The sequence below is a fragment of the Primorskyibacter sp. S87 genome (assembly GCF_049801055.1).
GTDB lineage: Bacteria > Pseudomonadota > Alphaproteobacteria > Rhodobacterales > Rhodobacteraceae > JBNAGF01.
Window position 1 is genome coordinate 95,940 of record NZ_JBNAGF010000014.1, and the last position, 25,672, is coordinate 121,611.

At 56.9% G+C, this 25,672-nt stretch carries 25 protein-coding genes; 8 read left to right on the forward strand and 17 right to left on the reverse strand.

The window, feature by feature from the left end; genetic code table 11:
• Positions 1-10: 10 nt before the first annotated feature.
• Complete coding sequence (mnmD, locus tag ACP15U_RS19555) at positions 11-685, reverse strand: tRNA (5-methylaminomethyl-2-thiouridine)(34)-methyltransferase MnmD (protein ID WP_425046704.1); 675 nt, start codon at positions 683-685, stop codon at positions 11-13.
• Between the two features lie 51 nt (positions 686-736).
• On the opposite strand from mnmD, the gene ACP15U_RS19560 reads away from it, so the two are divergent.
• Positions 737-1,777 (forward strand): NAD(P)/FAD-dependent oxidoreductase, encoded by a 1,041-nt coding sequence (locus ACP15U_RS19560; protein WP_425046705.1) that lies wholly within the window; start codon positions 737-739, stop codon positions 1,775-1,777.
• On the opposite strand, the gene ACP15U_RS19565 is transcribed toward ACP15U_RS19560, so the two are convergent.
• From ACP15U_RS19565 to ACP15U_RS19580, 4 genes are all read right to left on the reverse strand, one after another.
• A complete protein-coding gene (locus tag ACP15U_RS19565) occupies positions 1,774-2,580 on the reverse strand; it encodes an acyl dehydratase (RefSeq protein WP_425046706.1) in 807 nt (268 codons plus the stop codon). The genes ACP15U_RS19560 and ACP15U_RS19565 overlap by 4 nt on opposite strands.
• A gap of 53 nt (positions 2,581-2,633) precedes the next feature.
• Positions 2,634-3,182, reverse strand: a complete 549-nt coding sequence (locus ACP15U_RS19570) for an NADPH-dependent FMN reductase (RefSeq protein ID WP_425046707.1) — start codon at positions 3,180-3,182, stop codon at positions 2,634-2,636.
• A gap of 132 nt (positions 3,183-3,314) precedes the next feature.
• Complete coding sequence (locus tag ACP15U_RS19575) at positions 3,315-3,986, reverse strand: OmpA family protein (RefSeq protein ID WP_425046708.1); 672 nt, start codon at positions 3,984-3,986, stop codon at positions 3,315-3,317.
• Between the two features lie 127 nt (positions 3,987-4,113).
• Positions 4,114-4,962: a bifunctional helix-turn-helix domain-containing protein/methylated-DNA--[protein]-cysteine S-methyltransferase gene (locus ACP15U_RS19580; protein WP_425046709.1), complete on the reverse strand. Its 849-nt coding sequence runs from the start codon at positions 4,960-4,962 to the stop codon at positions 4,114-4,116.
• A 180-nt stretch (positions 4,963-5,142) separates the two neighbouring features.
• Here ACP15U_RS19580 and nth point away from each other — a divergent pair, with 180 nt between their 5' ends.
• Both nth and ACP15U_RS19590 read left to right on the forward strand, forming a co-directional pair.
• The gene (nth, locus tag ACP15U_RS19585; protein WP_425046710.1) at positions 5,143-5,787 is read left to right on the forward strand and encodes an endonuclease III; all 645 of its coding nucleotides are present in this window, start codon (positions 5,143-5,145) and stop codon (positions 5,785-5,787) included.
• Positions 5,784-6,773 carry an adenosine kinase gene (locus tag ACP15U_RS19590; RefSeq protein WP_425046711.1) on the forward strand — a complete coding sequence of 330 codons (990 nt, stop codon included), beginning with the start codon at positions 5,784-5,786 and terminating at the stop codon, positions 6,771-6,773. The genes nth and ACP15U_RS19590 overlap by 4 nt, the downstream gene beginning before the upstream one ends.
• Positions 6,774-6,801: 28 nt before the next feature.
• Here the strand turns inward: ACP15U_RS19590 and ACP15U_RS19595 are convergent, their stop codons facing one another.
• Both ACP15U_RS19595 and ACP15U_RS19600 read right to left on the reverse strand, forming a co-directional pair.
• Positions 6,802-7,791, reverse strand: coding sequence for a methylenetetrahydrofolate reductase (locus ACP15U_RS19595; protein ID WP_425046712.1), 990 nt, complete (start codon positions 7,789-7,791; stop codon positions 6,802-6,804).
• Positions 7,784-8,368, reverse strand: a complete 585-nt coding sequence (locus ACP15U_RS19600; protein ID WP_425046713.1) for a methylenetetrahydrofolate reductase C-terminal domain-containing protein — start codon at positions 8,366-8,368, stop codon at positions 7,784-7,786. The genes ACP15U_RS19595 and ACP15U_RS19600 overlap by 8 nt, the downstream gene beginning before the upstream one ends.
• A gap of 203 nt (positions 8,369-8,571) precedes the next feature.
• Here ACP15U_RS19600 and ACP15U_RS19605 point away from each other — a divergent pair, with 203 nt between their 5' ends.
• Complete coding sequence (locus tag ACP15U_RS19605; RefSeq protein WP_425046714.1) at positions 8,572-8,814, forward strand: DUF1127 domain-containing protein; 243 nt, start codon at positions 8,572-8,574, stop codon at positions 8,812-8,814.
• A gap of 71 nt (positions 8,815-8,885) precedes the next feature.
• On the opposite strand, the gene ACP15U_RS19610 is transcribed toward ACP15U_RS19605, so the two are convergent.
• On the reverse strand, positions 8,886-9,938 hold the full coding sequence (locus ACP15U_RS19610) for a ketopantoate reductase family protein (protein ID WP_425046715.1): 1,053 nt from the start codon (positions 9,936-9,938) through the stop codon (positions 8,886-8,888).
• Positions 9,939-10,088: 150 nt separating this feature from the next.
• On the opposite strand from ACP15U_RS19610, the gene ACP15U_RS19615 reads away from it, so the two are divergent.
• On the forward strand, positions 10,089-11,495 hold the full coding sequence (locus tag ACP15U_RS19615) for a helix-turn-helix domain-containing protein (RefSeq protein WP_425046716.1): 1,407 nt from the start codon (positions 10,089-10,091) through the stop codon (positions 11,493-11,495).
• Between the two features lie 66 nt (positions 11,496-11,561).
• Here the strand turns inward: ACP15U_RS19615 and ACP15U_RS19620 are convergent, their stop codons facing one another.
• The 9 genes from ACP15U_RS19620 to ACP15U_RS19660 all read right to left on the reverse strand — a co-directional run bounded on the left by ACP15U_RS19620 (position 11,562) and on the right by ACP15U_RS19660 (position 22,273).
• Positions 11,562-13,076: a tripartite tricarboxylate transporter permease gene (locus ACP15U_RS19620; protein WP_425046717.1), complete on the reverse strand. Its 1,515-nt coding sequence runs from the start codon at positions 13,074-13,076 to the stop codon at positions 11,562-11,564.
• Positions 13,077-13,111: 35 nt separating this feature from the next.
• Positions 13,112-13,639, reverse strand: coding sequence for a tripartite tricarboxylate transporter TctB family protein (locus ACP15U_RS19625; RefSeq protein ID WP_425046718.1), 528 nt, complete (start codon positions 13,637-13,639; stop codon positions 13,112-13,114).
• A 153-nt stretch (positions 13,640-13,792) separates the two neighbouring features.
• Positions 13,793-14,776, reverse strand: coding sequence for a Bug family tripartite tricarboxylate transporter substrate binding protein (locus tag ACP15U_RS19630; protein ID WP_425046719.1), 984 nt, complete (start codon positions 14,774-14,776; stop codon positions 13,793-13,795).
• Between the two features lie 144 nt (positions 14,777-14,920).
• Positions 14,921-15,784 carry a universal stress protein gene (locus ACP15U_RS19635; protein ID WP_425046720.1) on the reverse strand — a complete coding sequence of 288 codons (864 nt, stop codon included), beginning with the start codon at positions 15,782-15,784 and terminating at the stop codon, positions 14,921-14,923.
• Positions 15,784-17,451 (reverse strand): formate--tetrahydrofolate ligase, encoded by a 1,668-nt coding sequence (locus ACP15U_RS19640; protein WP_425046721.1) that lies wholly within the window; start codon positions 17,449-17,451, stop codon positions 15,784-15,786. The genes ACP15U_RS19635 and ACP15U_RS19640 overlap by 1 nt, the downstream gene beginning before the upstream one ends.
• Before the next feature lie 29 nt (positions 17,452-17,480).
• Entirely contained in the window at positions 17,481-18,398 is a 918-nt protein-coding gene (locus ACP15U_RS19645) for a methionyl-tRNA formyltransferase (RefSeq protein ID WP_425046722.1), read from the reverse strand.
• Positions 18,399-18,455: 57 nt separating this feature from the next.
• Positions 18,456-19,730, reverse strand: coding sequence for a formyl-CoA transferase (gene frc, locus ACP15U_RS19650; RefSeq protein WP_425046723.1), 1,275 nt, complete (start codon positions 19,728-19,730; stop codon positions 18,456-18,458).
• A 15-nt stretch (positions 19,731-19,745) separates the two neighbouring features.
• Complete coding sequence (oxc, locus tag ACP15U_RS19655) at positions 19,746-21,521, reverse strand: oxalyl-CoA decarboxylase (protein WP_425046724.1); 1,776 nt, start codon at positions 21,519-21,521, stop codon at positions 19,746-19,748.
• A gap of 59 nt (positions 21,522-21,580) precedes the next feature.
• Positions 21,581-22,273, reverse strand: a complete 693-nt coding sequence (locus ACP15U_RS19660) for a GntR family transcriptional regulator (protein ID WP_425046725.1) — start codon at positions 22,271-22,273, stop codon at positions 21,581-21,583.
• A gap of 469 nt (positions 22,274-22,742) precedes the next feature.
• Here ACP15U_RS19660 and ACP15U_RS19665 point away from each other — a divergent pair, with 469 nt between their 5' ends.
• The 3 genes from ACP15U_RS19665 to sucD all read left to right on the forward strand — a co-directional run bounded on the left by ACP15U_RS19665 (position 22,743) and on the right by sucD (position 25,451).
• Positions 22,743-23,282, forward strand: coding sequence for a hydrolase (locus ACP15U_RS19665; RefSeq protein ID WP_425046726.1), 540 nt, complete (start codon positions 22,743-22,745; stop codon positions 23,280-23,282).
• Between the two features lie 70 nt (positions 23,283-23,352).
• On the forward strand, positions 23,353-24,546 hold the full coding sequence (gene sucC, locus ACP15U_RS19670; RefSeq protein WP_425046727.1) for an ADP-forming succinate--CoA ligase subunit beta: 1,194 nt from the start codon (positions 23,353-23,355) through the stop codon (positions 24,544-24,546).
• Positions 24,547-24,551: 5 nt separating this feature from the next.
• The gene (gene sucD, locus ACP15U_RS19675; RefSeq protein ID WP_425046728.1) at positions 24,552-25,451 is read left to right on the forward strand and encodes a succinate--CoA ligase subunit alpha; all 900 of its coding nucleotides are present in this window, start codon (positions 24,552-24,554) and stop codon (positions 25,449-25,451) included.
• Positions 25,452-25,672 lie beyond the last annotated feature (221 nt).

The window sequence follows — 25,672 nt, forward strand, 5'->3', positions numbered from 1 at the left end:
GTTCCGGTCCCTATCGGGCCAAGAACGCGGCCCGTGTCATGTGCCGCTTGCGCCCGAAACCGGGCGTGCGGGTTATCGTGAATCCTGCGGCCTCCAGCCCACGTCTCACAAAGCCGGCCGCAGTGTAAGTCGCGGCCGTGCCCTGCGGTGTCGTGTGCCGTGCCACCTCTTCCATCAACCCTTCTTCCCAAAGCTCGGGATTCTTGGCCGGTGAAAACCCGTCCAGAAACCAAGCATCTGCCTTGCCTGTCCATCCCGACAACGACACACGGGCGTCGCCGATGATCACTTCTGCATGCAATGTATCCAGATTGCAGATCCCCTGCCCCGGCCAAGCTGCCAGGAACCGATCGGCCCAGGGCGATAGCTCTGGAAAGGCCTCCAGCGCGCGCTCCATATCGGTGGGGGACATCGGGAATGCCTCGAAACTGGTGAACCGCAGGGGCGTCGTCTGTCCAGATCTTTCCCACTCGGCCCAGGTGGCCAGCAGATTCAGCCCGGTCCCAAAGCCCAGTTCCGCCACCTGAAACCCCGGCACAAACCGCGCAGGCAAATCGTTTCCAGCCAGAAAAACATGCCGGGTTTCCGCAAGCCCGTTCTGCAAAGAAAAATAGGGATCGTCGAACCGGTCGGAAACCGGGACCTGTTCTTCGGTCCAGTTGAGTTTCGCCTGCCTCTCTGTCATGCGATGATCCGTCCGGCTGCAACGACGCGACACTGAAGAAACCGACGGAGAATGGCAATGGTGGATGTGACAGTACGCGGTGCCGGGATTTTCGGCCTGTCGATCGCTTGGATCTGCGCCCAGCGCGGCGCGGAGGTCCGGGTTGTAGACCCGCACGGCCCCGGGGCGGGAGCCAGTGGCGGACTCGTGGGCGCATTGGCCCCTCATGTGCCGGAAAATTGGAATGCCAAGAAAGCCTTTCAGTTCGATAGCCTTGTCATGGCCGAGAGCTTCTGGAAGGGGGTCGAGGCCGCGGGCGGCGTGTCTCCCGGATATGGACGGCTTGGACGCTTGCAACCGATTCCGGATGCCCGAGCACTTGAGATGGCTCGAAAACGCGAAGCTTCCGCTCAGAAACTGTGGCAGGGGCATGCGGCTTGGACAGTTCGGCAATTGTCTGAACTGGGCGCCTGGGTGCCGCCCAGCGCGTCCGGCTTTGTCATCCACGATTCTTTGAGTGCACGGATGCATCCCCGCCGTGCCTGTTCCGCGCTGGTTTCGGCGCTGTCTGTGCGAGGTGTCGAAGTCGTGTCCGATGCACCTGACCAAGGCGCTGTTGTACATGCCAAGGGTTTCGCGGGGCTGGAGGAGTTGAACAAGGCATTTGGCCGGCCTCTGGGCAACGGCGTCAAAGGTCAGGCCGCCCTGTTGCGGTTTGACGCAGGAGATGTTCCTCAGTTGTTCGCTGACTCGCTGCATCTGATACCACACGCGGACGGAACGCTGGCGATCGGCTCAACCTCCGAACGCGATTTCAAAGACTCCAAAGGCACCGACGAAGCATTGGACGATGTAATCGAGCGGGCCATGCGTGCCATGCCAATCCTGCACGGAGCCGAAGTTATCGAACGGTGGGCTGGCGTTCGGCCCCGGTCCCGGTCCCGCGCTCCCATGTTAGGGGCGTGGCCCGGACAGACCGGACATTTCATCGCCAATGGCGGGTTCAAGATCGGCTTTGGAATGGCTCCGAAAGTTGCCGAAGTCATGGCGGACCTGATCCTTGAAGGCAACGATGAAATTCCCGAAGGCTTTCGCGTCGAAGACAACCTCTAGGCAGGCGACGCCTTTGCCTGCATGCATTGCCGCCCGCCCGGGCCTCGTACCCAGAATTCCTGTCCATTGCGGCACAATTCAGCCGTTTCAAAATGCATCAGCGGCGAGGACGCCCGAAACGCGAACTCACGCAATGGCCCCAACAGGTTTCTGGCCATCAGCATCAGCTGCTGCGCCAATAGCGGGCCATGCACGACCAACCCTGCATAACCTTCCACGTCGCGTGCATAATCAAGATCATAGTGGATCCTGTGCCCGTTGAAGGTCAGGGCAGAGTAGCGGAATAGAAACGTGCTATCGTATGACACGTTTTCACAGTCGGTCTCATCCGTTCGCGCCGGTGGAGGAACAGGAAGAGGCGCGTTCGGATCAGGATCTTGACGGTATACAAGGTCCTGCCATTCCGTCAGGCATAGACGATCCTCCTGACGGAACTCGTGGCGCAGGGTGACAAATGCCAACGGCCCGGTCCGCCCTGATTTTCGTGTTACCTCCTGCAAGATCGAACATCGCTCTGCCGGGATGCCAGCTCGCAATGGCTTATCAAACCGGAGTTGCCCGCCGGCCCACATCCGGCGAGGCAATCCCAGATCCGGGATCAATCCTTGACCGGTTTCTGGGTGGCCGTCCCGTCCGAGTTTGGACGGCGGGCGGGGGCTCCAGAAGTACAGCTGGTGAAAGAACGGCGGCAGATCAGATCCGATTTCAATTGCGGGAGTTTCCCCCATGGCCACCTGAAACGCTACGGCGCGGGCAGGGTCCAAGTGGTCGAACTGAATTTCGCTGGGCCGTTCAGGTTCCATAGGCTGAACCCTAGAGGGCTGTCACCACTCCGACAACCGCGCAGCCGTTGCAATCAGCTCGTTATTCCGATTTCAGCATGCAGCTTTTTCATCAACGCAGCAACGGACGCCTCGTAACGATCGCTGAGCAGCCTGTCGTCTTCTGCAAACGCCTTGCCGCTGCCGGCAAGGTGAACGGCCGGTCCGGTCAGAAGACGTGGCTGGAACGGCATGAGGAACAACCGCAGCAGAGATTGCGCCTGCTCACCGCCTGCGCGGCCCGCGGCTGCCGACATCACCGCGACAGGTTTGTCTTTCCACGGCGATCCATCGGTCCGGCTGATCCAATCAAGCGCATTCTTCAAAACGCCCGGGGGCGCCTTGTTGTATTCCGGGGTCGAGATAACCACCGCATCGGCATTCGCAACCTGATCTGCCAGCTTTTGCACCGCCTTGGGAATACCCGACTCGCTCTCGGCATCTCCGTCGTAAAGCGGCAGGTTCAGATCGGCCTCGACATAGGCGCAGGTCCCAAACAGCCGCACGGCCTCGCGCAGGAGTTTCCGGTTCGTCGAAGGCTGGCGCAGCGCGCCGGAAATACCCAAAAGAACGGGGTCAGACATCTTGAGGTCCTCATCGTGTGCATTCCAAGCGCACCCTAGGAAACCGTGGCAAAAGAGAAAGCCCCCTGCACGCGCAGCCAGTGTTCGTCCATGCGAAGGCTGCGCGCTACATTCTGAATTCTATCGCAAGGCTCAGGCCTCGTTCGGGAACACCACAATCTCGACCCGACGATTTTGCGCCTTGCCGTCATCCGTCAGGTTGGAGGCAATCGGCGCATCTTCACCCCGGCCAGCAGTGGTCAGACGTGTATATGGGACACCGCCGGTTTGTAGGATATCGGCCACCGAATTCGCCCGGCGCTCGGACAGGCTTTGGTTATAACCAGCCTCGCCGTCGCTGTCCGTGTGCCCGATAACCTGCACTGTGTTGTCAGGATACTTCAGAAGGTTCGCAGCAACACGATCTAGATCGGACCGCAACGCCGGATTCACTTCTGCGCTGTCGGTGGCAAAGGTAATGTCATTGGGAACTGACACGATCATGCGATCCCCTGCATTGGTGATGGAAATCCCATCATTGGACAGCTCCTGCCGAAGCTCGGCCGCCTGCTTGTCCAATTGGGCACCAATTGCTCCTCCGGCAATTGCGCCAACCGCAGCACCGGCCAAAGCGGCCGTCGCCGTGTTGGTTCCAGTCAGGGCCCCAATACCGGCCCCGAGAACGCCTCCGACAAGAGCACCCTCTTTGGTTTTCTTGTACGGATCCTCTCCTACGGATGTCGCCGTAAGCGACGCGGGGTTGGTGCACGCGCCAAGAAGAAACACGGCAGACGAAGCCGCAATGATGGTTTTTGAGATCGCCATGAGATCACCTTCTGCTCGAAAATGCCCGTTTTCCCGGGCTTGAATTGATCTCACTATATCACGGTTGCAGAAAAAAGCCTCAAGTTACATTTGCGTGGGTCCGGCGGTCCATTGCCGATCCGTGACCTCAGGCATCAGCCTTGGCGGCTTCATAGGCCAGCATCGCGCGCTTCACCGGCAGCCCCCAATGGTATCCGCCCAGTCCACCGGTCTTTCGCAAGGCGCGGTGGCATGGGATCAGCCAGCTGATCGGGTTGCGTCCGACGGCTGTGCCAACGGCCCGCACAGCCCGCGGTGCATCGACGGTATCCGCAATTTCAGAGTAGGTCGTGACGTTCCCCAAAGGAATTTGAAGCAACGCTTCCCAAACCTTGATCTGAAAGGGGGCACCGATCAGATAAAGCGGAATTGGCCCGGAGGCCCTTGTGGTCCCAAATGCAGCTTCTGCCCATGTCCGCAGTTTTTCCGGGTCCTCGACAAACTGGGCCCGAGGCCAACGACCCGCCAGATCCTCCATCGCGTCGGGCTGACTTGATTCCGAGGCGAAACCAATACCACATATGCCCTTGTCAGTTCCCATAACCAGCGCCGGCCCGAAGGGGCTGTCGAACCAACCCCAGTAGATAGTGAGCCCTTCGCCTTTTCGGGCGTATTCGCCAGGGCTCATGGCTTCCCATCTCAGGAACAGATCGTGCAACCTTCCACTTCCCGAAAGCCCGGCCCCATGCGCGGCTTCGAGTGTGGTGAACCGTTCGCTGAGCATGGATTTCGCGTGGCCGAGTGTCAGATACTGCTGGAACTTCTTTGGTGACACCCCGACCCAACGTGAGAAGAGACGCTGAAAATGGGCCGGGCTCATGTGCATTTCACAAGCCAGTTCTTCGAGCGAGAGGCCTTCGCCGCCTTCGTCAATCAATTCGATGGCCCGGCGCATGACACCGTAGTGGTAACCCTGTTCGCTGTTTTGAACATTCATGTTCGCCTCCAATCTCAGACAGGAATAATCTATGCCCCTCCCGACTGCCTTGCGACCCGTTTCTTGCGGCTTCCACAACCCTTCTCCGTGCGTGGCCGGGATACAGCATCGGCGCAACGCCTGCTCAGTGACAGACGTTGCATCTTGTGCAGACCGCGCAGCGCAGGCATAGGAAGCGAGATGGCAAAGCAACTCGATTACCATACGATCCGCGAGATCTTCGCGCGCTTTCAGGAAGCTGACCCCGAACCCAAGGGGGAACTCGACCATGTGAACGTATACACCTTGGTCGTCGCCGTCGCTCTGTCGGCGCAGGCCACCGACGCTGGTGTGAACAAGGCCACCAAAGACCTGTTCAAGATCGCGGATACGCCGCAAAAAATGCTGGGTCTGGGCGAAGAAGGCCTGATCGAGCACATCAAGACAATCGGGTTGTTTCGCCAAAAGGCGAAGAATGTCATCAAGCTGTCGCGCATCCTTGTGGAGGATTATGACGGGATCGTCCCGAACTCCCGTGCGGCACTCCAATCCCTGCCCGGTGTTGGTCGCAAGACTGCGAACGTCGTTCTGAACATGTGGTGGCGCTATCCGGCGCAGGCTGTCGATACCCATATTTTTCGGGTCGGCAACCGGTCCGGGATCTGTCCCGGCAAAGATGTCGAAACGGTAGAACGCGCGATAGAGGACAATATTCCTGTCGACTTCCAGTTACACGCGCATCACTGGCTGATCCTTCATGGCCGATATCACTGCAAAGCGCGAAAACCGCTATGCGGCACCTGCCTTATCCGCGACCTGTGCAAATTCGAGGAAAAGAACCTATGAAAACCTATCAACTCGTTGGGATCGGGAACGCCGTTGTCGATGTGATCAGCCAGTGTGACGACAACTTCCTCGAGATAATGGGAATCGAGAAGGGCATCATGCAACTGATCGAGCGTGAGCGCGGCGAAGTCCTTTATGCCGCAATGGGCGAAAGAGTACAGACCCCGGGTGGCTCGGTTGCTAACACCATAGCGGGAGCCGGCGCGCTTGGTCTCGAGGCTGCCTTTATCGGGCGCGTCCATGATGATGCCTTGGGACATTTCTATGCTGATGCGATGAACGAAGACGGTGTCGACTTTGTAAATCCACCAATTGAAGGTGGCGAGTTGCCAACCTCGCGGTCGATGATTTTCGTCTCTCCGGACGGAGAGCGTTCGATGAACACCTATCTGGGGATTTCCTCGGAACTGAGCTCGACCGACGTGCCCAAATCCGTTGCCGGGAACACCGGTATCATGTTCCTCGAAGGCTATCTGTTCGACAAGGATAAGGGAAAATCGGCCTTTCTGGAAGCCGCTCGCGACTGCCATTTGGGCGGAGGCAAAATTGGCATCGCCATTTCAGATCCGTTCTGCGTTGAACGCCACAGGGCGGACTTTCTGTCGCTGATCGAAAACGAGCTGGATTTTGTCATTGGCAACGAAGACGAGATCAAATCGCTGTTCGAAACCGACGATCTGGAAGCTGCACTGGCCAAAACCGCTGCGATCTGCCCGCTGGTCGTTTGCACACGATCCGGTGACGGTGTTTCAGTCTTGAGCGGGGATAATCGGATTGACCTGCCGGTAGAAAAGATTGTTCCGGTGGACGCAACCGGCGCCGGAGATCAATTTGCGGCCGGATTCCTGTTCGGGCTGGCAACCGGCCGCGATCTCGAGACCTGCGCGCGCATCGGATGCGTCTGTGCCCGTGAAGTCATCCAGCACATTGGCCCACGGCCCGAAGCAAACCTGCGGGAAATCCTGCGAAACGAAGGACTTCTGTAAGAGGACCAGCGCCTAATCCCGTTTGCCTTCAATCCTTCCCGGCATCCATACGCCGATCCGTTTTGCCGGATCGGCGTTTCAGAATTCCAGAATTCTGAACAATTTCGGACACCATGTTCTCGCGCCGATACGCCATGACATGAACGCCCGAAACACCCTGGATTTCCTGTAACTCCTGCAGGAGTTCGATACAGATTAACTTGCCTTCTTCCTCTGGATCTTTTGCCTGTTCGATCCTTGCGATGACGCTTTCGGGGATGTGGATACCCGGAACTCTGTTCTTCATCCAACGGGCCGTCCGTGCCGAGACAAGCGGACCGGTGCCCGCCAGGATATACAACCGCTCATCAAGGCCGAGATCCCGAACCCGAGTCATGAATGCCTTGAACCGGGGTATGTCGAAGATGTGGTTTGTCTGGATGAAATCGGCGCCCGCCTCCGCCTTTTTCATCAAGCGGTCCGGTCGCCATTTCAATGGATCGACACACGGGTTTTCGACGGCACCAAGGAACAGTTTCGGAGGGTGATCAATCTTGCGCCCCGACAGAAATTGCCCCTCGTCACGCATGTTCCGCAGTGTCCGCAGAAGCGAGATGGAGTCGAAATCAAATACCGGTTTCGCTCCGGGCTGATCACCAACCGAGACATCATCTCCGGACAGGCACAGGATGTTGCGCACGCCCAGCGCTGCCGCTCCAAGAACATCGCCTTGGATTGCAATTCGATTTCGGTCCCGACAGGAGACCTGCATGACCGCTTCGTAACCGGCCCTGAGCAACAATGCTGATATGCCAAGAGACGACATATGGCAGTTGGCGCCCGACGCATCCGTTGCATTTATTGCGTCAGATATCTCTGACAAAGGCCGGGCTGCCTCAAAAACGTCCTGAGGATCGGAGCTGTCCGGTGGGTTCAATTCGGCTGTAATGGCAAACTTTCCAGCACGCAGAACCCTTTCCAACCGGCTGCCGGCCCGATACCCCATCTCCTTCGGTGGTGCGGCCTTCTGCTCAGACATTCTTTCCGTCTTCCTTCCGATTGTCCGATGTCGGTTCGGCGGCAAGTGGGGTTGTTGTCGGTTCGGTGCGACGCGCGCCGGAAAAGACGTTCGCCATCGTGCTGCGCGGCGCATCCTTGGAGGCTCGCAAGCTCTCTGCCTTTTCCCGCGATGCCCGGAGCCATGCGGACGATCCCTTTAGCGAGTGATCGACCGGCGGTAGAACTGTTCTGATCTGATCACCATTGCGCATTCTTGCAGCCCCGTCCCAAGCCATGACCCACACACATCTCATCTCGGATTTGACTTCGCAGAAGCCTCCCGGCCGGACGCCACCGCAGGGGCCATTTCGAATGGATTTCGGACAGTTCATCGGGCATGACATGCCTGTCGAAGACAGCACACATTGGCCGCACATCCGGCAGTCAAACAAAAGCGATTTCGTCACCCGTTCAACCGGCGCCACAACCCGCTCGACGCGTTGATATCCAATCCGCCGGAACAACGGATCCAGCCCGACCATAAACGATTCCAGCCGAAGGTAGATCCATTCGAACGATCTGGAGCGGCGGCTGGCGAATAGACGAATACTGTACACTCTTTTTGCCCCCGGACTGCGCCTGTTTGCGCAAGAAAAGCGCCATTGAGCAGATCTGACAAGTCACCAGTTTACCTGCAAAACTTCGGTTCAATCGCCAGCTATGCCCTGACTGCAATGCGGCTTTGCGGAATCGGCACATTGATAATGCTGCAACGCAGTATACTTAGCGTCCGATAGTCAAGCCTGAGGAAGCTAAGTCTATGGCACAGAACACCGAAGCAAGTTTCAACGCCCCACGCTCCGTCCACTTTGCAAGCGCGGCGCTTGCGCCACTGCGCGTCATTGACGGCTTCTTTCAATCCATCATCGCATCGAACCGGTTGGCGCGTGACGTGGAGAACCTTTCGCATGCAAGCGATCGGCAACTTGCAGATATGGGCCTGACTCGCGACCAGATCGTCGGTTATGCGGCTGCCAGATCTGAGAACTTCCGCACTCTCTGACTTCGGCCTAGAAGTCACACGGATTTGCACCGTCGGCCGGGATACCCGACCGACGGCTTTTTTGCGTCACATCAAGCGGCGCTTTTCCGATTGGCCTCCAACCGCGCGTTGACGGTCTCGACGACCCCGCTGAGCTCCGAGGCAGACAAACCGACCTGATCGGCGATCAGGTTGACCAGCATATCCACGCGTTCAATCCTGTCGGCTCCACCTTCGATCGCACGAGCCGCCGATGACGGTTTCAGCAGACCGTTGGCAGCATTTGCATATTTCTCAAATGGCACCGCGTCCTTTGCATCCGCACCGAGCTTGCCCACGATCTCGTTGACCATTTCGTAAATCCGTTCCGACAGATTTACGTCTTCGTGAACAGCCTCTTTAATCGGGCGGGCTCCGTCAGACAGGACACAACGGTAGTTTCCAGTCAGCAGCATGCTCCATTTGGCGAACGGAACGAAGAGCGAGTCGAACACCCGAAGCTTGACCGGAACTTCCTTTCCATCGACACGAACCTGGTCGATTCCCGCTTCAAGGTCACGCAGGATGGCATTGTGCTCGTCCGACTCGAACGGTGCTGCCTTGAAGTTTGTCGGCAAACCGACATGCAGTGTGTTCGGGCCTTCTTCGGGTACCCGATACGCCTGCGGGTCGGGACTACAGAGTGTGACAACACCAGGTTCAAACCCGCTCCAGGCCGAGGGGCAGGTAAAACAGTCTTCCAGACCACTGGCGTCCAATCCCTTGATCCGACGCAGGTATGGCAGAGGCGGCATGTTCATGATCGAAAGGCAAGGCTTTTTCGACGCTGCGATCTTGCCCAGAAGAGCCACGATAGAGTCGTTGCAATACTGCGGCTCCGACATCGCGAGCGCGACCATGTCATAGTCGTCCGGGTTCACCTGCTCAGGCGTCTTTGCGTCAAGATTTCCAGGAAGATCGTTTGAGTTGAAAGACCGATGCTCCGCCTCGTCACGCAGCTTGATGCGAACTTCGGTCCCTTCCGCATTGATCAGATCGGCGGTCGCCTGCCTACATACAAGCGTGACATCCTGACCTGCCATCAACAGCTTTGTGCCAAGCAACGACCCGTACGAGGCGCCAAGGATTACAATCTTGTATGCCATGATGAATTCTTCCTTTGTTCATTCCGGGCAAAGCCCAATCACTAACAATAATATAGTTACAAAACTGCGTTTCCGTAAGGGAAAACAGGTCAATGTGTGTATAGTAAATATTACATGGTATGAAATTGTAATGCTGTAAGGATTGCCATATTGCCCAAGACCCTGATTGGACCGCGCCTTCGCCAACTTCGGCGCGAGCAGAAACAGACGCAAGCAGAAATGGCGCGCACACTTGGTGTCAGTGCCAGCTACATTAACCTGCTTGAGAACAACCAGCGCAGCCTGTCCGTCCAGATGCTCATGTCTATTGCCGAAGCTTATGCTCTGGATTGGCGCGAACTGACAAAAGACGAAAGCGCCCGGCGGGTCGCAGACCTGCGAAATACGGTTCTGGATCCCCTTTTCACCGGAGATCGACCGGACCTTCAGGAAATCCGTGGCGCCATCGACCATGCACCCCGGCTGGTCGACTATTTCTTGCAGCTGCATGGCGCGCACCGAAACGCTCTGGAAAGGATTCTCCAGCTTGCCGGTGACAGTTCGACAGATGAGCTTCTGAAAAGCTCTCCGGAAACCGTGATTCACGATTTTTTCCGTGACCACGAGAACCATTTCCCCGAGCTGGAACAAGCCGCGGAACAAGCATGGCGAGGGGCGTATACCTCACCGGAGGACAGGTTCTACGAGTTGCGCCAGCGGCTGAGCAAAGATCACAACATTACCATTTCCGTTCGCCGGATTGATCAATTGGGTGATGCGCTTCGGTTCTATGATGAACGGACCCGTGAGGTGCATCTGTCACAGGCATTGAACACGGCTAATCGGGTGTTTCAGCTGGCACATGTTCTCTGCCTCGTGGAATATCCCGAACTGCTTACGGAAATTGCTGACCGGAGTGGCATCGGGCCGCTTCATGCCCCGTCGCGCCTGAGAGTAGAACTGGCAAACTATTTTGCCGCTGCCTTTCTCATGCCTTACGACCGGTTCCTCAAGGAGGCAGAGGCAACATCCTATGATATTGATCGCATCGCGGCGGCGTTCAGCACCTCTTATGAGCAGGTTTGTCAAAGACTTACGACCCTTCAGCGAGAAGGCGCACGGGGGGTCCCGTTTTTCTTTCTCCGAATTGACAAGGCCGGGAATGTCATCAAGCGCTTCAACTCGACATCCTTTCATCTTGCGGAATACGGAGGCTCCTGCCCGGTCTGGAACATTCACACCGCATTCTACACCCCCGGAGTTGTGATGCCTCAATTTGTGGAGATGCCCGATGGTGAGAGATATTTTACTATCAGTCGGACGGTGCACCGCCCCGTGTTCAGTGAAGAGACACAAGACAGAAGGCTGACACTGGCCCTTGGGTGCGAAGCAAGGTACGCGCACCGGCTACGCTACGCATCCAGCTACAATTTCGAGGACCCCAAGCTTTATGCGCCGATCGGTATCAACTGCCAGCTTTGCCCCCGGCAGGCATGCACCCAACGGGCCCACCAACCGCTATTTGTCGAACTTCCTATGGACGAATTCCGAAGGGGCAGCACCCGCTACGAAAGTTGAAACCTCTTCACGAAAAAAGTTGGGGGCCCGAAGGCCCCCAGTCTTGTTCGCCACGGAAATCAGGATTTAGGCGGTTTCAACTTCCTTGCGTTTTTTCAGCATCTTCGAGACCAGCGGATAGCTGACCAGACCGATAGCGATCAGGATGCAGATCAGCGAGATCGGGCGCTCAAGGAAGGTCATCGGATCACCCTGGCTGGAAATCAGCGACTGACGCATCGAACGCTCGGTGAGGGGCCCAAGAACGATAGCCAGAACCGCCGGAGCAACCGGGTAGTTGAGCTTGCGCAGAAGATAGCCCGCGATACCCAGACCCAGCATCAGGTAGGTGTCGAACATCCGGTCGGTCGTTGCGAAGACACCGACAACACAGAGGATGAAGATGATCGGAGCCAGAACGCTGAAGGGCATTGCCAGAACTCGGATGAAGACCGGGATCAGCGCGATGTTGAGAACAACGGTCATGAAGTTCGCGACATACATCGAGCCGATCAGGCCCCAGACGAAATCCGGGCTCTCAGCGAAGAGCAATGGACCAGGGCGCAGACCCCAGATGATCATGCCACCCAGCAGGATCGCGGTAGTCGGCGAACCAGGAATACCAAGTGTCAGCATCGGCAGCATAGAGCCGGTGGATGCCGCATTGTTGGCGGCTTCCGGTGCAGCGACACCCGCCACATTGCCCTTGCCAAAGCTGTCGCCATCCTTGGAGAAGCTCTTGGCCAGCCCGTAAGACATCAGCGATGCAGGGGTTGCGCCGGCCGCGGGCAAGGTGCCCACAAAGAAGCCCAGCACGGAACCCATCGTCGAAACCGGCAGGTATTTCTTAACCTGAGCCAGATTGTTGATGATCTTCTTGAAGCCTACTTCGACCTTGTGCATCTGGATTTTGCCCTTGGTATGCTCGAGCGTCCAGATCATCTCACCGATCCCGTAGATGCCGATAGCAAGAACCAGGAAGGGGATACCACGCTGGAATTCGACAAGTCCGCCAAAGATCAGGCGCGGCTGACCGGAGATGATGTCGAACCCGACGGCAGCCAATACAAGGCCAACCATGATCGAAAAGATGGTTTTCGGAATGTCATCGCCGCCCAACCCGATGAAAGTCGCAAATGCCAGAAGCATGAGGGCAAACTCTTCCTGCGGGCCGAATTTCAGTGCGAACTCCGCCAGCGGCGGCGCAAAGCCGGTGAACAGGATGACCGAGATCGTGCCACCGATGAACGAGGCGATCGCCGCAGCCATCAGGGCCTGGTCCGCTCGTCCGGATTGGGCCATCGGTCGGCCATCGAACACGGTGGCAACGGCGGTCGAGGCACCCGGAATACCCAGAGTAATCGAGCTCACCGCGCCGCCATACATAGCACCGTAATACAACGCGGCAAGAAAGATGATAGCGGCGGTTGGCGGCACCAGAAAGGTGACCGGAAGGAGGATTGCAACGCCGTTGACCGATCCGAGGCCGGGCATGGCACCGATGAACAACCCGGCAAAGCAGCCAAAGAAGATCATCGCGAGGTTGAGCGGCTCGAACGACTGGAGAAGCCCGGCGCCCAGCAAACTTAAAATGGAGTCCATTGGAACTATCCCTGTTGATTACTGACTGACCGGCTTCACGACATGATCGCGTAGCGGAAATCGTCGATATGCAGGAAGATGTTCTCGAAGAACGGCAACCCACGCGGCAGGTATTTGTTTAGTGCGACTTCAAAGAGCATGTAGATCGCGACCGGCATACCGAAGACGACTGACAACGTCAGAGGCCAGCTATGCCGTCCGATCCCTTTTACGTAAAACAGGAGGAACAGCATCATCGAGAAATAGAGACCGATAATGTTGGTCAGCACGAGCAGGAAGAAGATCGCAGCAATGGTGATCCCGACCATGAACACAGTTTCCGGATCGATATACGGCTCTTCGTTGCGCGATTCAGGTGTTGTGCCCTGAAACCAGCGCACGATTGTCCAGACCGACGCAAGCGCCATACCTGTGGCCAGCCAGAACGGCCACATGCCCGCTCCTGGGCCACGCCCTTCGACCCAACCGATGGTCAGATCATCGCTTATTACGTTCCACATCAGCCCAAAGGAGGCGAGCAACAAAAACACCCCCATGATCAACTCAGCTGTACGAACAGACATGATATTCCTCCACACCCGGATAAAAACGGTGTTCCGCTGGCAACCGGTAGATTTCAGCCATTGCGATTTCTGGCGAAACCGCCCCGGTGACATCCGGGCCGTATTTCTGTGACTCTCCGGTCGGGGCGTTCCCGACCGGAGACATTGGTTTGGTTACTTCGACATGATCGCGTCGGCGCCGACGGCTTCGATCAGCTCAACATGACGCTTGAGCTGCGAGTCGTGGAACGCTGCAAGATCGTCACCCGAGATCCACTCGTCACAGGTCAGACCATCCGAGGTGCAGTAGTCCTGCCACTCCTGGCTGTCGAACAGTTCCTTGAACAGGTTCTGATACCAGGCCACCGCTTCGGGATCCATTCCGGCCGGACCGGAGATCGAACGCTGCATGTAGTACTCGATGTCCACACCCAGTTCTTTTGCAGTCGGCACGTCCTCGAACGGCGCCGTACGTGTGCCGTTAAACTGCACGAGCGGCTTGGAGTTTCCGGCGCGCCAGAATTCCATCTGCTCAGACGGGTTGTTCACGGTCGAGTCGATCTGGTTGCCGACAAGGTTCTTGGCAACCGTGCCGCCACCTGGGAACGGGATATAGGTTACGTTGTATCCCAGTTCTTTTTCCATCATCGCCGTCAGGATCGAGTCTTCCTGGCCCGAACCGGTGCCACCGACTTTCCAGGTGCCGTCGGCACCCTTCACCGTTGCAACATAACTATCGAGATCGGTGATGTCGTCACGTTCGGTGTTCACCCAGAGAAGGAACGTGTCCATCGCCATACGTCCGATCGGTGCGAACGAGGTGACGTCGATTGCCAGTTCTTCCTGAATGATCGGAGTGGTGTAGAAGCTGTTCAGAGCGACCAGCAGCGTGTGGTTGTCGCCTTCCTTGCCCTTGATATACGACAGGGCTTCGGCGCCGGATCCACCGGGCTTGTTGATCGGAATAAACGGCCTGGGGCTCAATCCTTTCTTTTGGATAAGACCCTGAAGCAAGCGAGCGATCTGGTCGGCGCCGCCTCCGGTTCCTGCCATGATAATGAACTCTACCGGCTTACGCGGTTGCCATTCCGCCATCGCTGCCGGAGCGCTGATTGCCAGCGCTGCTGCTGTCATCGTCAGAGTTTTCCAAAGTTTCATATTGTCCTCCCTAGGAACGGCCATTTTTGGCCAAATTCGGTTAGCTTCCACCATGATGTGCCTGGCTGATTGCCGAGGTGACATGGTTGTCAAAACGGAATTGGAACTAAGATCTCCTCCTCTTCTTAAGTTCATTGCTTACTGTCAGTGGACCATCACAACCGGGATTTTCGCTTCGGCAACAATGGTTGCCGAGTTGCCTCCCAGCAGAGATTCCCGCTCGTAACTGTCGTGGTATGCGCCCATGACCAACATATCGGCGCCAACCTCGCTACACTTGGCGAGCAACTGCCGGCCGACATTGCCAGTGGCAGCAAACTGCACGATTTGAGAGTCGACGCCGCGGCGCGCGAGGTAGTCGCTGAACTCTTCTGCCGTCGCCGAATGCTCGGACTTGCCGCCGGTCAGGATCGTTACCGCTTCGGCCGTTTCGATGAGCGGCATCGCCATCGCAACAGCCCGGCTTGCTTCCAGAGAGCCATTCCACCCTACTGCTACGTGGTGTCCCAGATTGAGCGGGATATTGTCGCTGTCCGAACAAACCAGCACCGGCCTTCCGGACGAAAACAGGGCTGATTTCAATGTATTGAAACCCAGATCTTCTTCTTTGCTCGGTTTGGCAACACAGATGAGATCGGACAGTCGCCCGAAGTGACGCACCGCGTCCACCTGTTTTCCTTCGTATTCGTAGAACTTGGCGGTGGCCGTGTTCAACTCGGGATCTTGTTCGGGGACGCCATGTTTTACAGCGTCCGCCGAGAACTTGTCGTGGATGAAGTTTTCTTCCGTATCCGCGCTTCGCTGAGTAGCCTCTTCAATCTGCTTGCGCAGAAAACCCGGGATAACGACGCCATAAGGCATCATGTCCTCGGCCTTTGGGTGGCAGTGCACAACCTTGATATGTGCACCAAAGCGCTTGGCCAGCGCCGCGGCGTGGGCAAAGAGCACAGGCCCCCTGCCGTCACCGCGAACAGGCATCATGATTGTATGAAGCGTGCTGCTGGCCATCAGAACAATCCGTCAATCAGGCCATCGTCGTTGATGCAGATCGCTTCCGCCGACGGGACTCTTGGCAGACCCGGCATGGTCATGATCTCACCGCAGATCACCACGATAAATCCTGCGCCTGCACTCAACCGCACTTCGCGAACCGGCAGGCTGTGGCCGTCCGGAGCACCGCGGCGGTTGGGATCCGTGGTGAAAGAGTACTGCGTCTTGGCCATGCAGACCGGCAGATTGCCGTATCCCTGGTCTTCCCAATCCTTCAGCTGCTTGCGGATCTTGGCATCAGCCAGAACCTCGTCTGCGCGATAGATGCGCTTGGCGATGGTTTCGATCTTCTGGAACAGCGGCATTTCGTCAGGATACAGAGGTGCATACTGGGCAGCTCCGCTTTCGACAATCTCGACCACCTTGTTGGCGAGGTCGATGGTTCCCTTCGAACCTTCGGCCCAGTGCTTGCAAAGAACCGCCTCGGAGCCCTGACCGGCGACATAGTCCTTGATCGCCTGCACCTCAGCATCGGTGTCGGTGACAAAGTGGTTGATCGCGACGACGGTCGGAACACCGAACTGCTTGAGGTTTTCAATATGGCGACCGAGGTTCGGGCAACCCTTTTCGACCGCATCGACGTTTTCCTCGCCCAAGTCGTTCTTGGCCACGCCACCGTTCATCTTCATGGCGCGCACGGTCGCAACGATGACCACGGCCTCAGGCTTGAGACCTGCCTTGCGACACTTGATGTCCATGAACTTTTCAGCGCCGAGATCGGCCCCAAAGCCCGCCTCGGTCACAACATAGTCGGCCAGTTTCAGCGCCGTTGTCGTTGCGACGACCGAGTTACAGCCATGCGCGATGTTGGCGAACGGGCCGCCATGCACAAAGGCCGGATTGTTTTCGAGCGTCTGCACAAGGTTCGGCTGCATGGCCTGTTGCAGCAGAACGGTCATCGCGCCGTCTGCCTTTATATCACGGCAGTAGACCGGGCTGCGGTCGCGACGGTAGGCGACGATGATATCGCCAAGACGCTTTTCCAGATCCGCAAGGTCATTGGCCAGACAGAGGATGGCCATGACTTCCGAAGCCACGGTGATGTCAAAGCCGGCCTCGCGCGGGAAACCGTTGGCAACACCGCCAAGGTTACAGACGATCTGGCGCAAGGCGCGATCGTTCATATCCATCACGCGTCGGTAAGCGACGCGGCGGATGTCGATCTGCTGCTCATTGCCCCAGTAGATGTGATTGTCCAGCATTGCGGCCAGCAGGTTGTGAGCGCTTGTGATCGCGTGGAAATCGCCAGTGAAATGAAGGTTCATATCCTCCATCGGTACAACCTGAGCATATCCGCCGCCGGCAGCGCCCCCCTTCATACCGAAACAGGGCCCAAGCGATGCTTCTCGGATACAGATCGCCGCGTTCTTGCCAATGGCGTTCAGACCATCACCCAGACCCACGGTCGTGGTTGTTTTGCCTTCGCCGGCAGGTGTCGGGTTAATGGCGGTCACCAAGATCAGGTGTCCGTCCTTCTTGTCCTGCTGAGCCTTGATGAACTCTTCGGAAACCTTGGCCTTGTCGTGGCCAAAGGGAAGCAGATGCTCGTTAGGAATGTTGAGCTTTGCGCCGATTTCCTGGATCGGTTTCTTTTTTGCGGCGCGGGCAATTTCAATGTCAGACATGGTTATTCTTCCGGTGTTAAAGGTGACGATTATTTGCCGAGCGTGGCGCCGGGTTCCAGCCCAACGGACGCTGCCCATTCCGAAGCAGAGATCTTTCCTTCTCCGGCCGGACGTACTCTTTTAATGAGGATGCGACCGCCGACACATTGGACGGACACGCCTTCATCGGTGATTTCCCGGACGCGGCCCGAGATCCCATCGCCCGGAACCGGGACGCAATCGAAAACGCCGACTTCAACGCCGTCGAGAGTTGTCCATGCTCCTGGAGCAGGGTTTGTGCCGCGGATCAGGTTGTAAACCTGGCCAACAGGCCGATGCCATTCGATCCGGGCGTGGTTCTTGTTGCAGCGCCGTTCGTACGTCGCCTGGCTTTCGTCCGGTACAATCCTTGGCGGATTCCCGTTGCGGAAAAGGTCACAGACTGTCAGCACGCTATCGACCGCATGCGGGTAGATCTTCTTGAAGTAGAGATCGATCACAGTGTCGTTTGGACCGATCTCGCATTCCCACTGCAAAAGGCTGTCACCTTCATCGAGGCCATCCGACGGATAGAACCAAGAATACCCTGATTTAGTGGATCCCATGATGATTGGCCAATTCACTGCCGACGGCCCCCGATGCAAGGGCAGCAGAGACGGATGGAAGCAGATGGATCCATGGGTTGGTGTATCCCGTGCAGCTTCCGGCACGAAGACATTAACGAACGCCATGACCATCAGATCGGCATTGAAACTTGCCAGTTGATCCAATGCTGCCTGGTCATCAAAATTTGCGGGTTGATGAACCGGCAACCCTTTCTCCAGAGCAAAATCCTTGATCGGGTCGACCGGCTTTCCCTCTTTGTCGGGCTCACAATACACGGCCACCACTTCATCGGTTCCGGTATCCAGGAGCTTTTCAAGCACATCTTTCCCGAAGGCTTGCTGCCCCATCACGATTAGTCGCATTTTTTCCTCCCATTGATCGGAGGCCGCTTCTTCGCGGCATCTCCGTCAAGATTTGGTTTATTCGGCAGCTTCTTTGTTCACCTGCCCGACCGCGCCAGAGTCGATGACACGGGCCAGATCCTCGCCGTCATAACCGAGAACCTGCTGCAGGATTTCCGTCGTATGCTCGCCCAGCAACGGGGAGCGTGTGACTTCGACCGGGCTTTCCGAAAGCTTGATCGGGCAACCAACCGAGGTGTAACGGCCGCGTTCGGGGTGATCGACGTCGACAATGGTTCCGGTGGCGCGCAGGCCATCATCTTCCATGATTTCCTTGGTCGAAAGGATCGGGCCAACAGGAATGTCCAACGGATTGCAGATATCCATGACTTCGAACTTGGTCTTGGTCATCGTCCACTGTTCGATGCGCTCAAAAATCGCATCAAGCTTATTCAGACGTTCCGGCGGTGTCTTGTAGCCTTCCTTGTCCTTCCAACCCGGCTCACCGATCACATCGCATACTTTGTCCCAGACGGCTGCCTGAGTAATGAAATACGTGTATGCGTTGGGGTCAGTTTCCCAGCCCTTGCACTTGAGAATGCGACCGGGCTGACCGCCACCGGAGTCGTTGCCAGCGCGCGGTGTTGCGTCTCCGAATTCGATGCCGGCGCCATACTGCGAGTACTCCTTGAGCGGACCGGCCGCGAGACGCTGCTGGTCGCGCAGCTTCACTCGGCAAAGGTTGATCACGCCATCCTGCATCGGCGCCAAAACTTTCTGGCCCTTGCCCGTCCGGGCAGCCTGAAAGAGTGCGGTCACGATGCCCAAGGCCAGATGCAGCCCGGTTCCGCTGTCTCCGATCTGCGCACCCGTCACAATTGGAGGACCGTCAAGGAAACCCGTGGTCGAGGCCGAACCGCCAGCGCATTGCGCAACGTTTTCGTAGACCTTGCAGTCTTCGTACTTACCCGGGCCAAACCCCTTGACCGAGGCCAGGATCATCTTTGGGTTGATCTCCTGAATGCGCTCCCAGGTGAAGCCCATACGATCCAGCGCGCCGGGGGCAAAGTTCTCGACCATCACATCGCATTCTTCGATCAACCGGGTCAGAACTTCCTTGCCGGTCTCGTGCTTTGAATTCAACTCGATCGACCGCTTATTGTGGTTCAGCATCGTGAAGTAGAGCGAATCCGCGCCGGGAACGTCTACAAGCTGCTTTCGGGTAGCGTCACCAACACCGGGACGCTCCACCTTGATTACATCTGCACCGAACCAAGCCAGTAGCTGGGTACAGGTCGGCCCCGACTGAACATGCGTGAAATCGAGGATCTTGACGCCTTCAAGAGCTTTCATCTTACCTCTCCCAGATTACTTGATTTTCTTGGCCTGCGGGTAGCGCTCTTGCGCCACAACCGAAGACGGGTTCAGGTTGCCGATATTGCCGCTTTCCTTGCCCGCTGCCGGGTCGATCACGGCGTTGATCAAAGTGGGTTTTCGGCTTGCAAATGCGGCGTCGACCGCCTGCTTGAGCTCGTCGGGCGAAGTGACGTGCACCCCGACACCACCAAAGGCCTGCATCATCATGTCGTAGCGGGAATCTTCGACAAACACGGTCGTTGCAGGATCCTCGCCGCCGGACCAGTTCTCACCGTCACCCCGGTAGATGCCGTTGTTGTTCATGATCACGATGCAGACCGGCAGGTTGTAGCGGCAGACCGTTTCGATCTCCATCCCACAGAAACCAAAAGCACTGTCGCCCTCGATCGCGAGAACCTGATTGCCGGTTTCAACGGCGGCAGCCACAGCGCTGCCCATGCCGATGCCCATGATCCCCCAAGTTCCGACGTCGAGACGCTTGCGCGGCTTGTGAATGTCGACGATCGAACGCGCTTGGTCGAGGGCATTTGCCCCTTCGTTGACAACGATCGTATCGGGGTTTTCGGCAATCGCCCGCTTCAGCGCGCCAAGTGCGCCCTGATAATTCATCGGAACATTGTTGTTCTGCAGTCGAGGCGCCATTTTTGCGATGTTGCCCTCGACCTTGTCGCGAACAGCACCGGTCCATTCTTCGCTGGGCTTCTGCCAATTGTCGCCAATCGCGTCGAGCAACGCTGTGGCACAGCTTTCGATATCCCCGATCAGCGGCGCCGAGATCTTCTGGTTCGAGTCCATCTCGCTGGGCTCAATGTCGATCTGAACGAACTTCTTCGCGCCCTTCTCTCCCCAGGATTTGCCCTGACCGTGACTCAGAAGCCAGTTGAGGCGAGCACCGATAAGGAAGACACAGTCGGAGTCTTTTAGGACCAGCGAGCGAGCCGCCGAAGAACACTGCGGATGGGTATCCGGCAGTAGACCTTTGGCCATTGACATAGGCAGATATGGGAAACCAAGAGTTTCAACCAGCTGGCGCACCTTGTCGTCACACTGGGCATAAGCAGCGCCCTTTCCGAGGATGATCAGTGGCTTCTTGGCCGACTTGAGCACCTCGACCGCGCGCGACACTGCGTCAGGACCGGGAACCGATGCCGGCGAAGGGTCCACCACTTCAATAAGGGATTTCTGCCCTTCAGCGGCATCCATGACCTGGCCAAGCAAAGCGCCTGGAACGTCCAGATACACACCACCGGGACGGCCAGTCAGAGCAGCACGGATTGCACGGGCAACACCCAGTCCGATGTCCTCGGCATGAAGGATCCGATAGGCCGCCTTGCAATGCGGACGCGCGATGGCCAGCTGGTCCATCTCTTCGTAGTCGCCCCTCTGGAGGTCTACGATCTCGCGTTCGGACGAACCGGATATCAGGATCATCGGCCAGCAGTTGGTTGTCGCGTGCGCCAAAGCGGTAAGACCATTGAGGAAGCCCGGCGCAGACACAGTCATACAAACACCCGGTTTCTTCGTCAGGAAACCCGCTGCCGCAGCAGCGTAGCCTGCGTGCTGTTCGTGACGGAACGAAAGAACCCGCATACCTTGTGCCTGAGCGTAGCGGCCGAGGTCAGTAATCGGAATTCCAGGCACATTGTAGATCGTCTCGATCCCATTCAGCCTGAGCGCATCAATCAGCAGATGAAAGCCATCCGTTTGGCTCCCAGGAGCAACGCTCGCCTTTTCGTTTGACGATGTTGTTGCAGTGGCTACAGCCATTTCCTTCCTCCAATTTAAATTGCGCCGGCGTGAAGTTGCCCTTTCGGAAACTTGTTCGGCTATGCTTGGTTGCTGGTTAGTTCTAGTCGGGTCCAGGTTTTCTGAACGTGCTCGTAAAGGCGCATCGTATGCTCACGCACACGCAGCGCCGCATCATCAGGATCTCTGGCCTCGATGGCCTCGATAATTTCGGCATGGTCGACCACTGACCGCTTGACCCGGTCTGCCTCGCCCATTGCACGCCACCGAACCGCCTGCATGTGCAGGAACAGGCCTTCGGCCATTGTTTTCAGCAGCGCGCACTGGGAGATTTCGAGGATCCGAAGGTGAAACCGCAGATTGTCATCGGAATATTCGGCAATTCTGGTCGGCGACAGCTCATCATCGTACTTGGATGCTATTTTGCGCAATGACGCGATTTCAGTATCGGTCGCACGCTCTGCGGCAAGACGCGCCGCCATCGATTCCAGTGCAGCCCACGCAATGATCATTTCCAGAACTTCCGAGAGACTCTTGCGCTGAACGTAGACGCCCTTGCGTGGAACAACTGTAACCAGCCCATCTGCTTCGAGGCGGGCGATAGCATCACGCAAAGGAGTGCGTGAAATGTTCAGCTGTTCGGCCAGTGAACGCTCGTCCAATCGGAGATCCGCATCTGCACTATAGATGTCCATCTCGGTAATCGCTTCCCGAAGCCGTTCGTAGACGTGATCCTTCAGCGTGAAGTTCGTCGCAATCGGTCGCAGTTTCATTCGCATCTCCAACATGCCAGCGATCAGCGGCGACTCTGCTGATTTATGTGGTATACCATAGACCAGCAATTTTTGCCGGGCAATTGATTTTTGTAACTTTCGTCGCCGCAAACGCAAAATACGCGTACTTTGCCCCTGCTAAGAACATAGTTTAGCAACAATAGTTTTTTTGGACGCCAAATTTTCCCAGCCAATCACCCCTCGGCCCCATTTCAACACTATCACCTTGTTTTTTATTTATTTTTTCATGCTGTCATCTCGATGGCTGCGAGGGAACAACCTGGGACCTAGTCGGATTTTTCCGCATCGCAGCACGAATCAGTCGAATTGATTTTCCAGCAACCTCACAGATTCTCTGCCATCTGGAACACCAGGAAATTTCCAACTTGCGGGAAATATTTCTCCGTGGTATTTGGCATACCACAGATCTTGTTTTGACGGGATTTAACCAATTTCGAGGATGGCTCTCATGCTTATACGCGCGAAAGATTCCGCTTTGGTCATCATCGACATGCAGGAACGGCTAGTTCCCGCAATGCAGGCACCGGCACGCACGATTCGGAATACCAGAACCCTGCTGGCCTGCGCCGAAGAGCTTGATGTTCCCGTGATCATGACAGAGCAGTATCCTGCGGGATTGGGCATGACAGTACCAGAACTCACCCCGTCACAGGACACCGCGATTCTAAGCAAGATGCATTTTTCGTGCATGGAGGATCCGGAGTTCGCAACCCACTTCAGAGGCTTTGGCCGGAAACAGGCCGTTCTTGCCGGAATGGAAGCTCATATCTGTGTCGTTCAGACGGCAGCGAGCCTGATCGAAGAAGGTTATGAGGTTTTCGTCGTGTCAGATGCAACCGCATCGCGGACGCTTGAGAGTGAACAGGCCTGCATAGCACGGCTTAACGCTTGCGGCGCGGGAATCGTAACAACCGAAATGGTGGTGTTCGAATGGCTAGGAAAGGCCGGCACGCCGGCCTTCAAGAAAATCCTGCCTCTGATCAAATAGGCAGCGAACTCAGCACTTACTCAAAAACCCAAAGCGATCCGCTGATCGCATCATGCTAGGGAGGAACAGCGTGAACATCCATGAGTACCAGGCGAAGGCGCTTCTTCGCGACTATGGCGCACCGGTGGCATCCGGCGTGCCGATCACATCACTCGACGAAGCTGAATCCGCAATAGGCGCCCTGCCCGGACCTGTCTGGGTCGTCAAAAGCCAGATTCATGCCGGCGGACGCGGCAAGGGTAAATTCAAAGAACTTCCCGAAGACGCAAAAGGCGGCGTGCGCGTTTCCTTTTCGGCCGAAGAGGCAATGGCCAACATCAAGGAGATGTTCGGCAACACGCTTGTAACCAAACAAACCGGCCCGGCCGGCAAACAGGTAAACCGGCTCTATATTGAATCGGGAGCAGCCATTGACCGCGAGTTGTATCTCTCGCTTCTGGTCAACCGCGAAACGGGGATGACGTCATTCGTTGCGTCGACCGAAGGCGGGATGGATATCGAAACAGTCGCTGAAGAGACCCCCGAGTTGATCCACACTGTGGATATCGTACCGTCCGCTGGTTGCACCGACGCAGATGCAACAAAGCTGGCGGACGCGCTGAAGCTTTCGGGCTCTGCAAAGGAACAGGCCGTCGATCTGTTCAAGAACCTTTACAAAGCATTCGTTGAAAAGGACATGAGCCTGCTGGAGATCAACCCGCTGATCGTCACTGAATCGAACGACATGCAGGTGCTTGATGCCAAGGTCTCCTTCGACAACAATGCCCTGTTCCGCCATCCGGACGTGCAGGAACTGCGCGATCTGACCGAAGAGGACGAAAAGGAAATCCAGGCGTCCAAGTTCGACCTGTCCTATATCGCCCTCGATGGCGAGATCGGATGCATGGTCAATGGCGCGGGCCTTGCCATGGCGACCATGGACATCATCAAGCTGTATGGCGCCGAACCGGCGAACTTCCTTGACGTCGGCGGAGGGGCGACGACCGAAAAGGTAACTGAGGCGTTCAAGATCATCACCGCCGATGACAACGTCAAAGGCATTCTGGTCAACATCTTTGGTGGGATCATGCGGTGTGACGTGATCGCCGAAGGTGTCGTCGAAGCGGTCAAACAAGTGGGGCTACCGGTTCCGCTGGTCGTTCGCCTCGAAGGTACCAAAGTCGAAGACGGCAAGAAGATCATCAACGAAAGCGGTCTGAACGTGATCGCCGCCGACGATCTGGACGATGCCGCCCAGAAAATCGTTAAAGCGGTGAAAGGATAAAAGACATGTCGATCCTGCTGAACAAAGACACAAAGATCATTGTGCAAGGCCTGACCGGAAAGACCGGAACCTTTCACACGGAACAGGCACTTGCCTATGCAAACACCCAGATGGTCGCGGGTATTCACCCTAAAAAGGGCGGCACTAAATGGACAGCCGCATCGGGGCAGGAACTCCCCATCTATGCCACCGTTGGCGAAGCCGCAGAGGCCACAGGAGCAACGGCTTCGGTGATCTATGTGCCCCCTGCCGGAGCCGCCGCCGCGATCGAAGAAGCGGTCGACGCCGGAATCGAGCTGATCTCATGTATCACCGAAGGTGTGCCGGTTCAGGACATGGTGCGGGTTGCTGAAAAGCTGCGGAATTCGAACTCGCGCCTGGTCGGGCCGAACTCTCCCGGCATGATGACAGCTGATGAGTGCAAGATCGGCATCATGCCCGGTTCGATATTCAAGAAAGGATCCGTCGGCGTGGTTTCGCGGTCGGGAACACTGACATATGAAGCCGTCTACCAGACAACGGTTGCAGGTTTGGGCCAGACGTCGGCGATCGGCATCGGGGGTGACCCGGTCAAGGGCACCGAATTCATCGACGTCCTCGAGCTGTTCCTTGCAGATGAAGATACCAAGTCGATCATTATGATCGGTGAAATTGGCGGCTCGGCCGAAGAAGATGCAGCTCAGTTTCTGGCTGACGAAGCCAAAAAAGGGCGCTCCAAACCGGTAGCTGGTTTCATTGCTGGCCGCACCGCACCTCCCGGTCGTACCATGGGCCACGCCGGTGCCGTGATCTCAGGCGGCAAAGGCGGCGCCGAAGACAAAATCGAAGCCATGCGGTCCGCCGGTATCGTCGTTTCCGACAGCCCGGCCGGATTGGGTCAGGCCATGCTCAAAGCCATCGGATGATTTGAAACATCACCGGCCGCCTTTTGTAGCTCCCCACTTTGGCGGCCGGACCTAGGGAACCGTTGGATGTAACGTCCTTCCTTGTCTGCACGGCACGAAATAACGGCGCCGATGCCGTCCGGCGGTTCCCGATTTTTTCCTACTGCATTTTTGACCTGCTTCGTTTCCAGAGCTTTTGACCCCAAAACGACCAGGTATCTCGTACCAGCCTCTGAGGGCTT

Excerpts from the sequence above, each read along its gene's own strand:
- ACP15U_RS19645 (WP_425046722.1), bottom strand. The coding sequence starts at position 18,398 with ATGCGACTAATCGTGATGGGGCAGCAAGCCTTCGGGAAAGATGTGCTT.
- nth (WP_425046710.1), top strand. The coding sequence starts at position 5,143 with ATGGCAAAGCAACTCGATTACCATACGATCCGCGAGATCTTCGCGCGC.
- ACP15U_RS19635 (WP_425046720.1), bottom strand. The coding sequence starts at position 15,784 with ATGGCCAGCAGCACGCTTCATACAATCATGATGCCTGTTCGCGGTGAC.
- mnmD (WP_425046704.1), bottom strand. The coding sequence starts at position 685 with ATGACAGAGAGGCAGGCGAAACTCAACTGGACCGAAGAACAGGTCCCG.
- sucD (WP_425046728.1), top strand. The coding sequence starts at position 24,552 with ATGTCGATCCTGCTGAACAAAGACACAAAGATCATTGTGCAAGGCCTG.
- ACP15U_RS19660 (WP_425046725.1), bottom strand. The coding sequence starts at position 22,273 with ATGAAACTGCGACCGATTGCGACGAACTTCACGCTGAAGGATCACGTC.
- ACP15U_RS19565 (WP_425046706.1), bottom strand. The coding sequence starts at position 2,580 with ATGGAACCTGAACGGCCCAGCGAAATTCAGTTCGACCACTTGGACCCT.
- ACP15U_RS19610 (WP_425046715.1), bottom strand. The coding sequence starts at position 9,938 with ATGGCATACAAGATTGTAATCCTTGGCGCCTCGTACGGGTCGTTGCTT.
- ACP15U_RS19640 (WP_425046721.1), bottom strand. The coding sequence starts at position 17,451 with ATGTCTGACATTGAAATTGCCCGCGCCGCAAAAAAGAAACCGATCCAG.
- ACP15U_RS19595 (WP_425046712.1), bottom strand. The coding sequence starts at position 7,791 with ATGTCTGAGCAGAAGGCCGCACCACCGAAGGAGATGGGGTATCGGGCC.
- ACP15U_RS19560 (WP_425046705.1), top strand. The coding sequence starts at position 737 with ATGGCAATGGTGGATGTGACAGTACGCGGTGCCGGGATTTTCGGCCTG.
- ACP15U_RS19575 (WP_425046708.1), bottom strand. The coding sequence starts at position 3,986 with ATGGCGATCTCAAAAACCATCATTGCGGCTTCGTCTGCCGTGTTTCTT.
- ACP15U_RS19665 (WP_425046726.1), top strand. The coding sequence starts at position 22,743 with ATGCTTATACGCGCGAAAGATTCCGCTTTGGTCATCATCGACATGCAG.
- ACP15U_RS19625 (WP_425046718.1), bottom strand. The coding sequence starts at position 13,639 with ATGTCTGTTCGTACAGCTGAGTTGATCATGGGGGTGTTTTTGTTGCTC.
- ACP15U_RS19630 (WP_425046719.1), bottom strand. The coding sequence starts at position 14,776 with ATGAAACTTTGGAAAACTCTGACGATGACAGCAGCAGCGCTGGCAATC.
- ACP15U_RS19620 (WP_425046717.1), bottom strand. The coding sequence starts at position 13,076 with ATGGACTCCATTTTAAGTTTGCTGGGCGCCGGGCTTCTCCAGTCGTTC.
- frc (WP_425046723.1), bottom strand. The coding sequence starts at position 19,730 with ATGAAAGCTCTTGAAGGCGTCAAGATCCTCGATTTCACGCATGTTCAG.
- ACP15U_RS19605 (WP_425046714.1), top strand. The coding sequence starts at position 8,572 with ATGGCACAGAACACCGAAGCAAGTTTCAACGCCCCACGCTCCGTCCAC.
- ACP15U_RS19580 (WP_425046709.1), bottom strand. The coding sequence starts at position 4,962 with ATGAATGTTCAAAACAGCGAACAGGGTTACCACTACGGTGTCATGCGC.
- ACP15U_RS19590 (WP_425046711.1), top strand. The coding sequence starts at position 5,784 with ATGAAAACCTATCAACTCGTTGGGATCGGGAACGCCGTTGTCGATGTG.
- oxc (WP_425046724.1), bottom strand. The coding sequence starts at position 21,521 with ATGGCTGTAGCCACTGCAACAACATCGTCAAACGAAAAGGCGAGCGTT.
- ACP15U_RS19570 (WP_425046707.1), bottom strand. The coding sequence starts at position 3,182 with ATGTCTGACCCCGTTCTTTTGGGTATTTCCGGCGCGCTGCGCCAGCCT.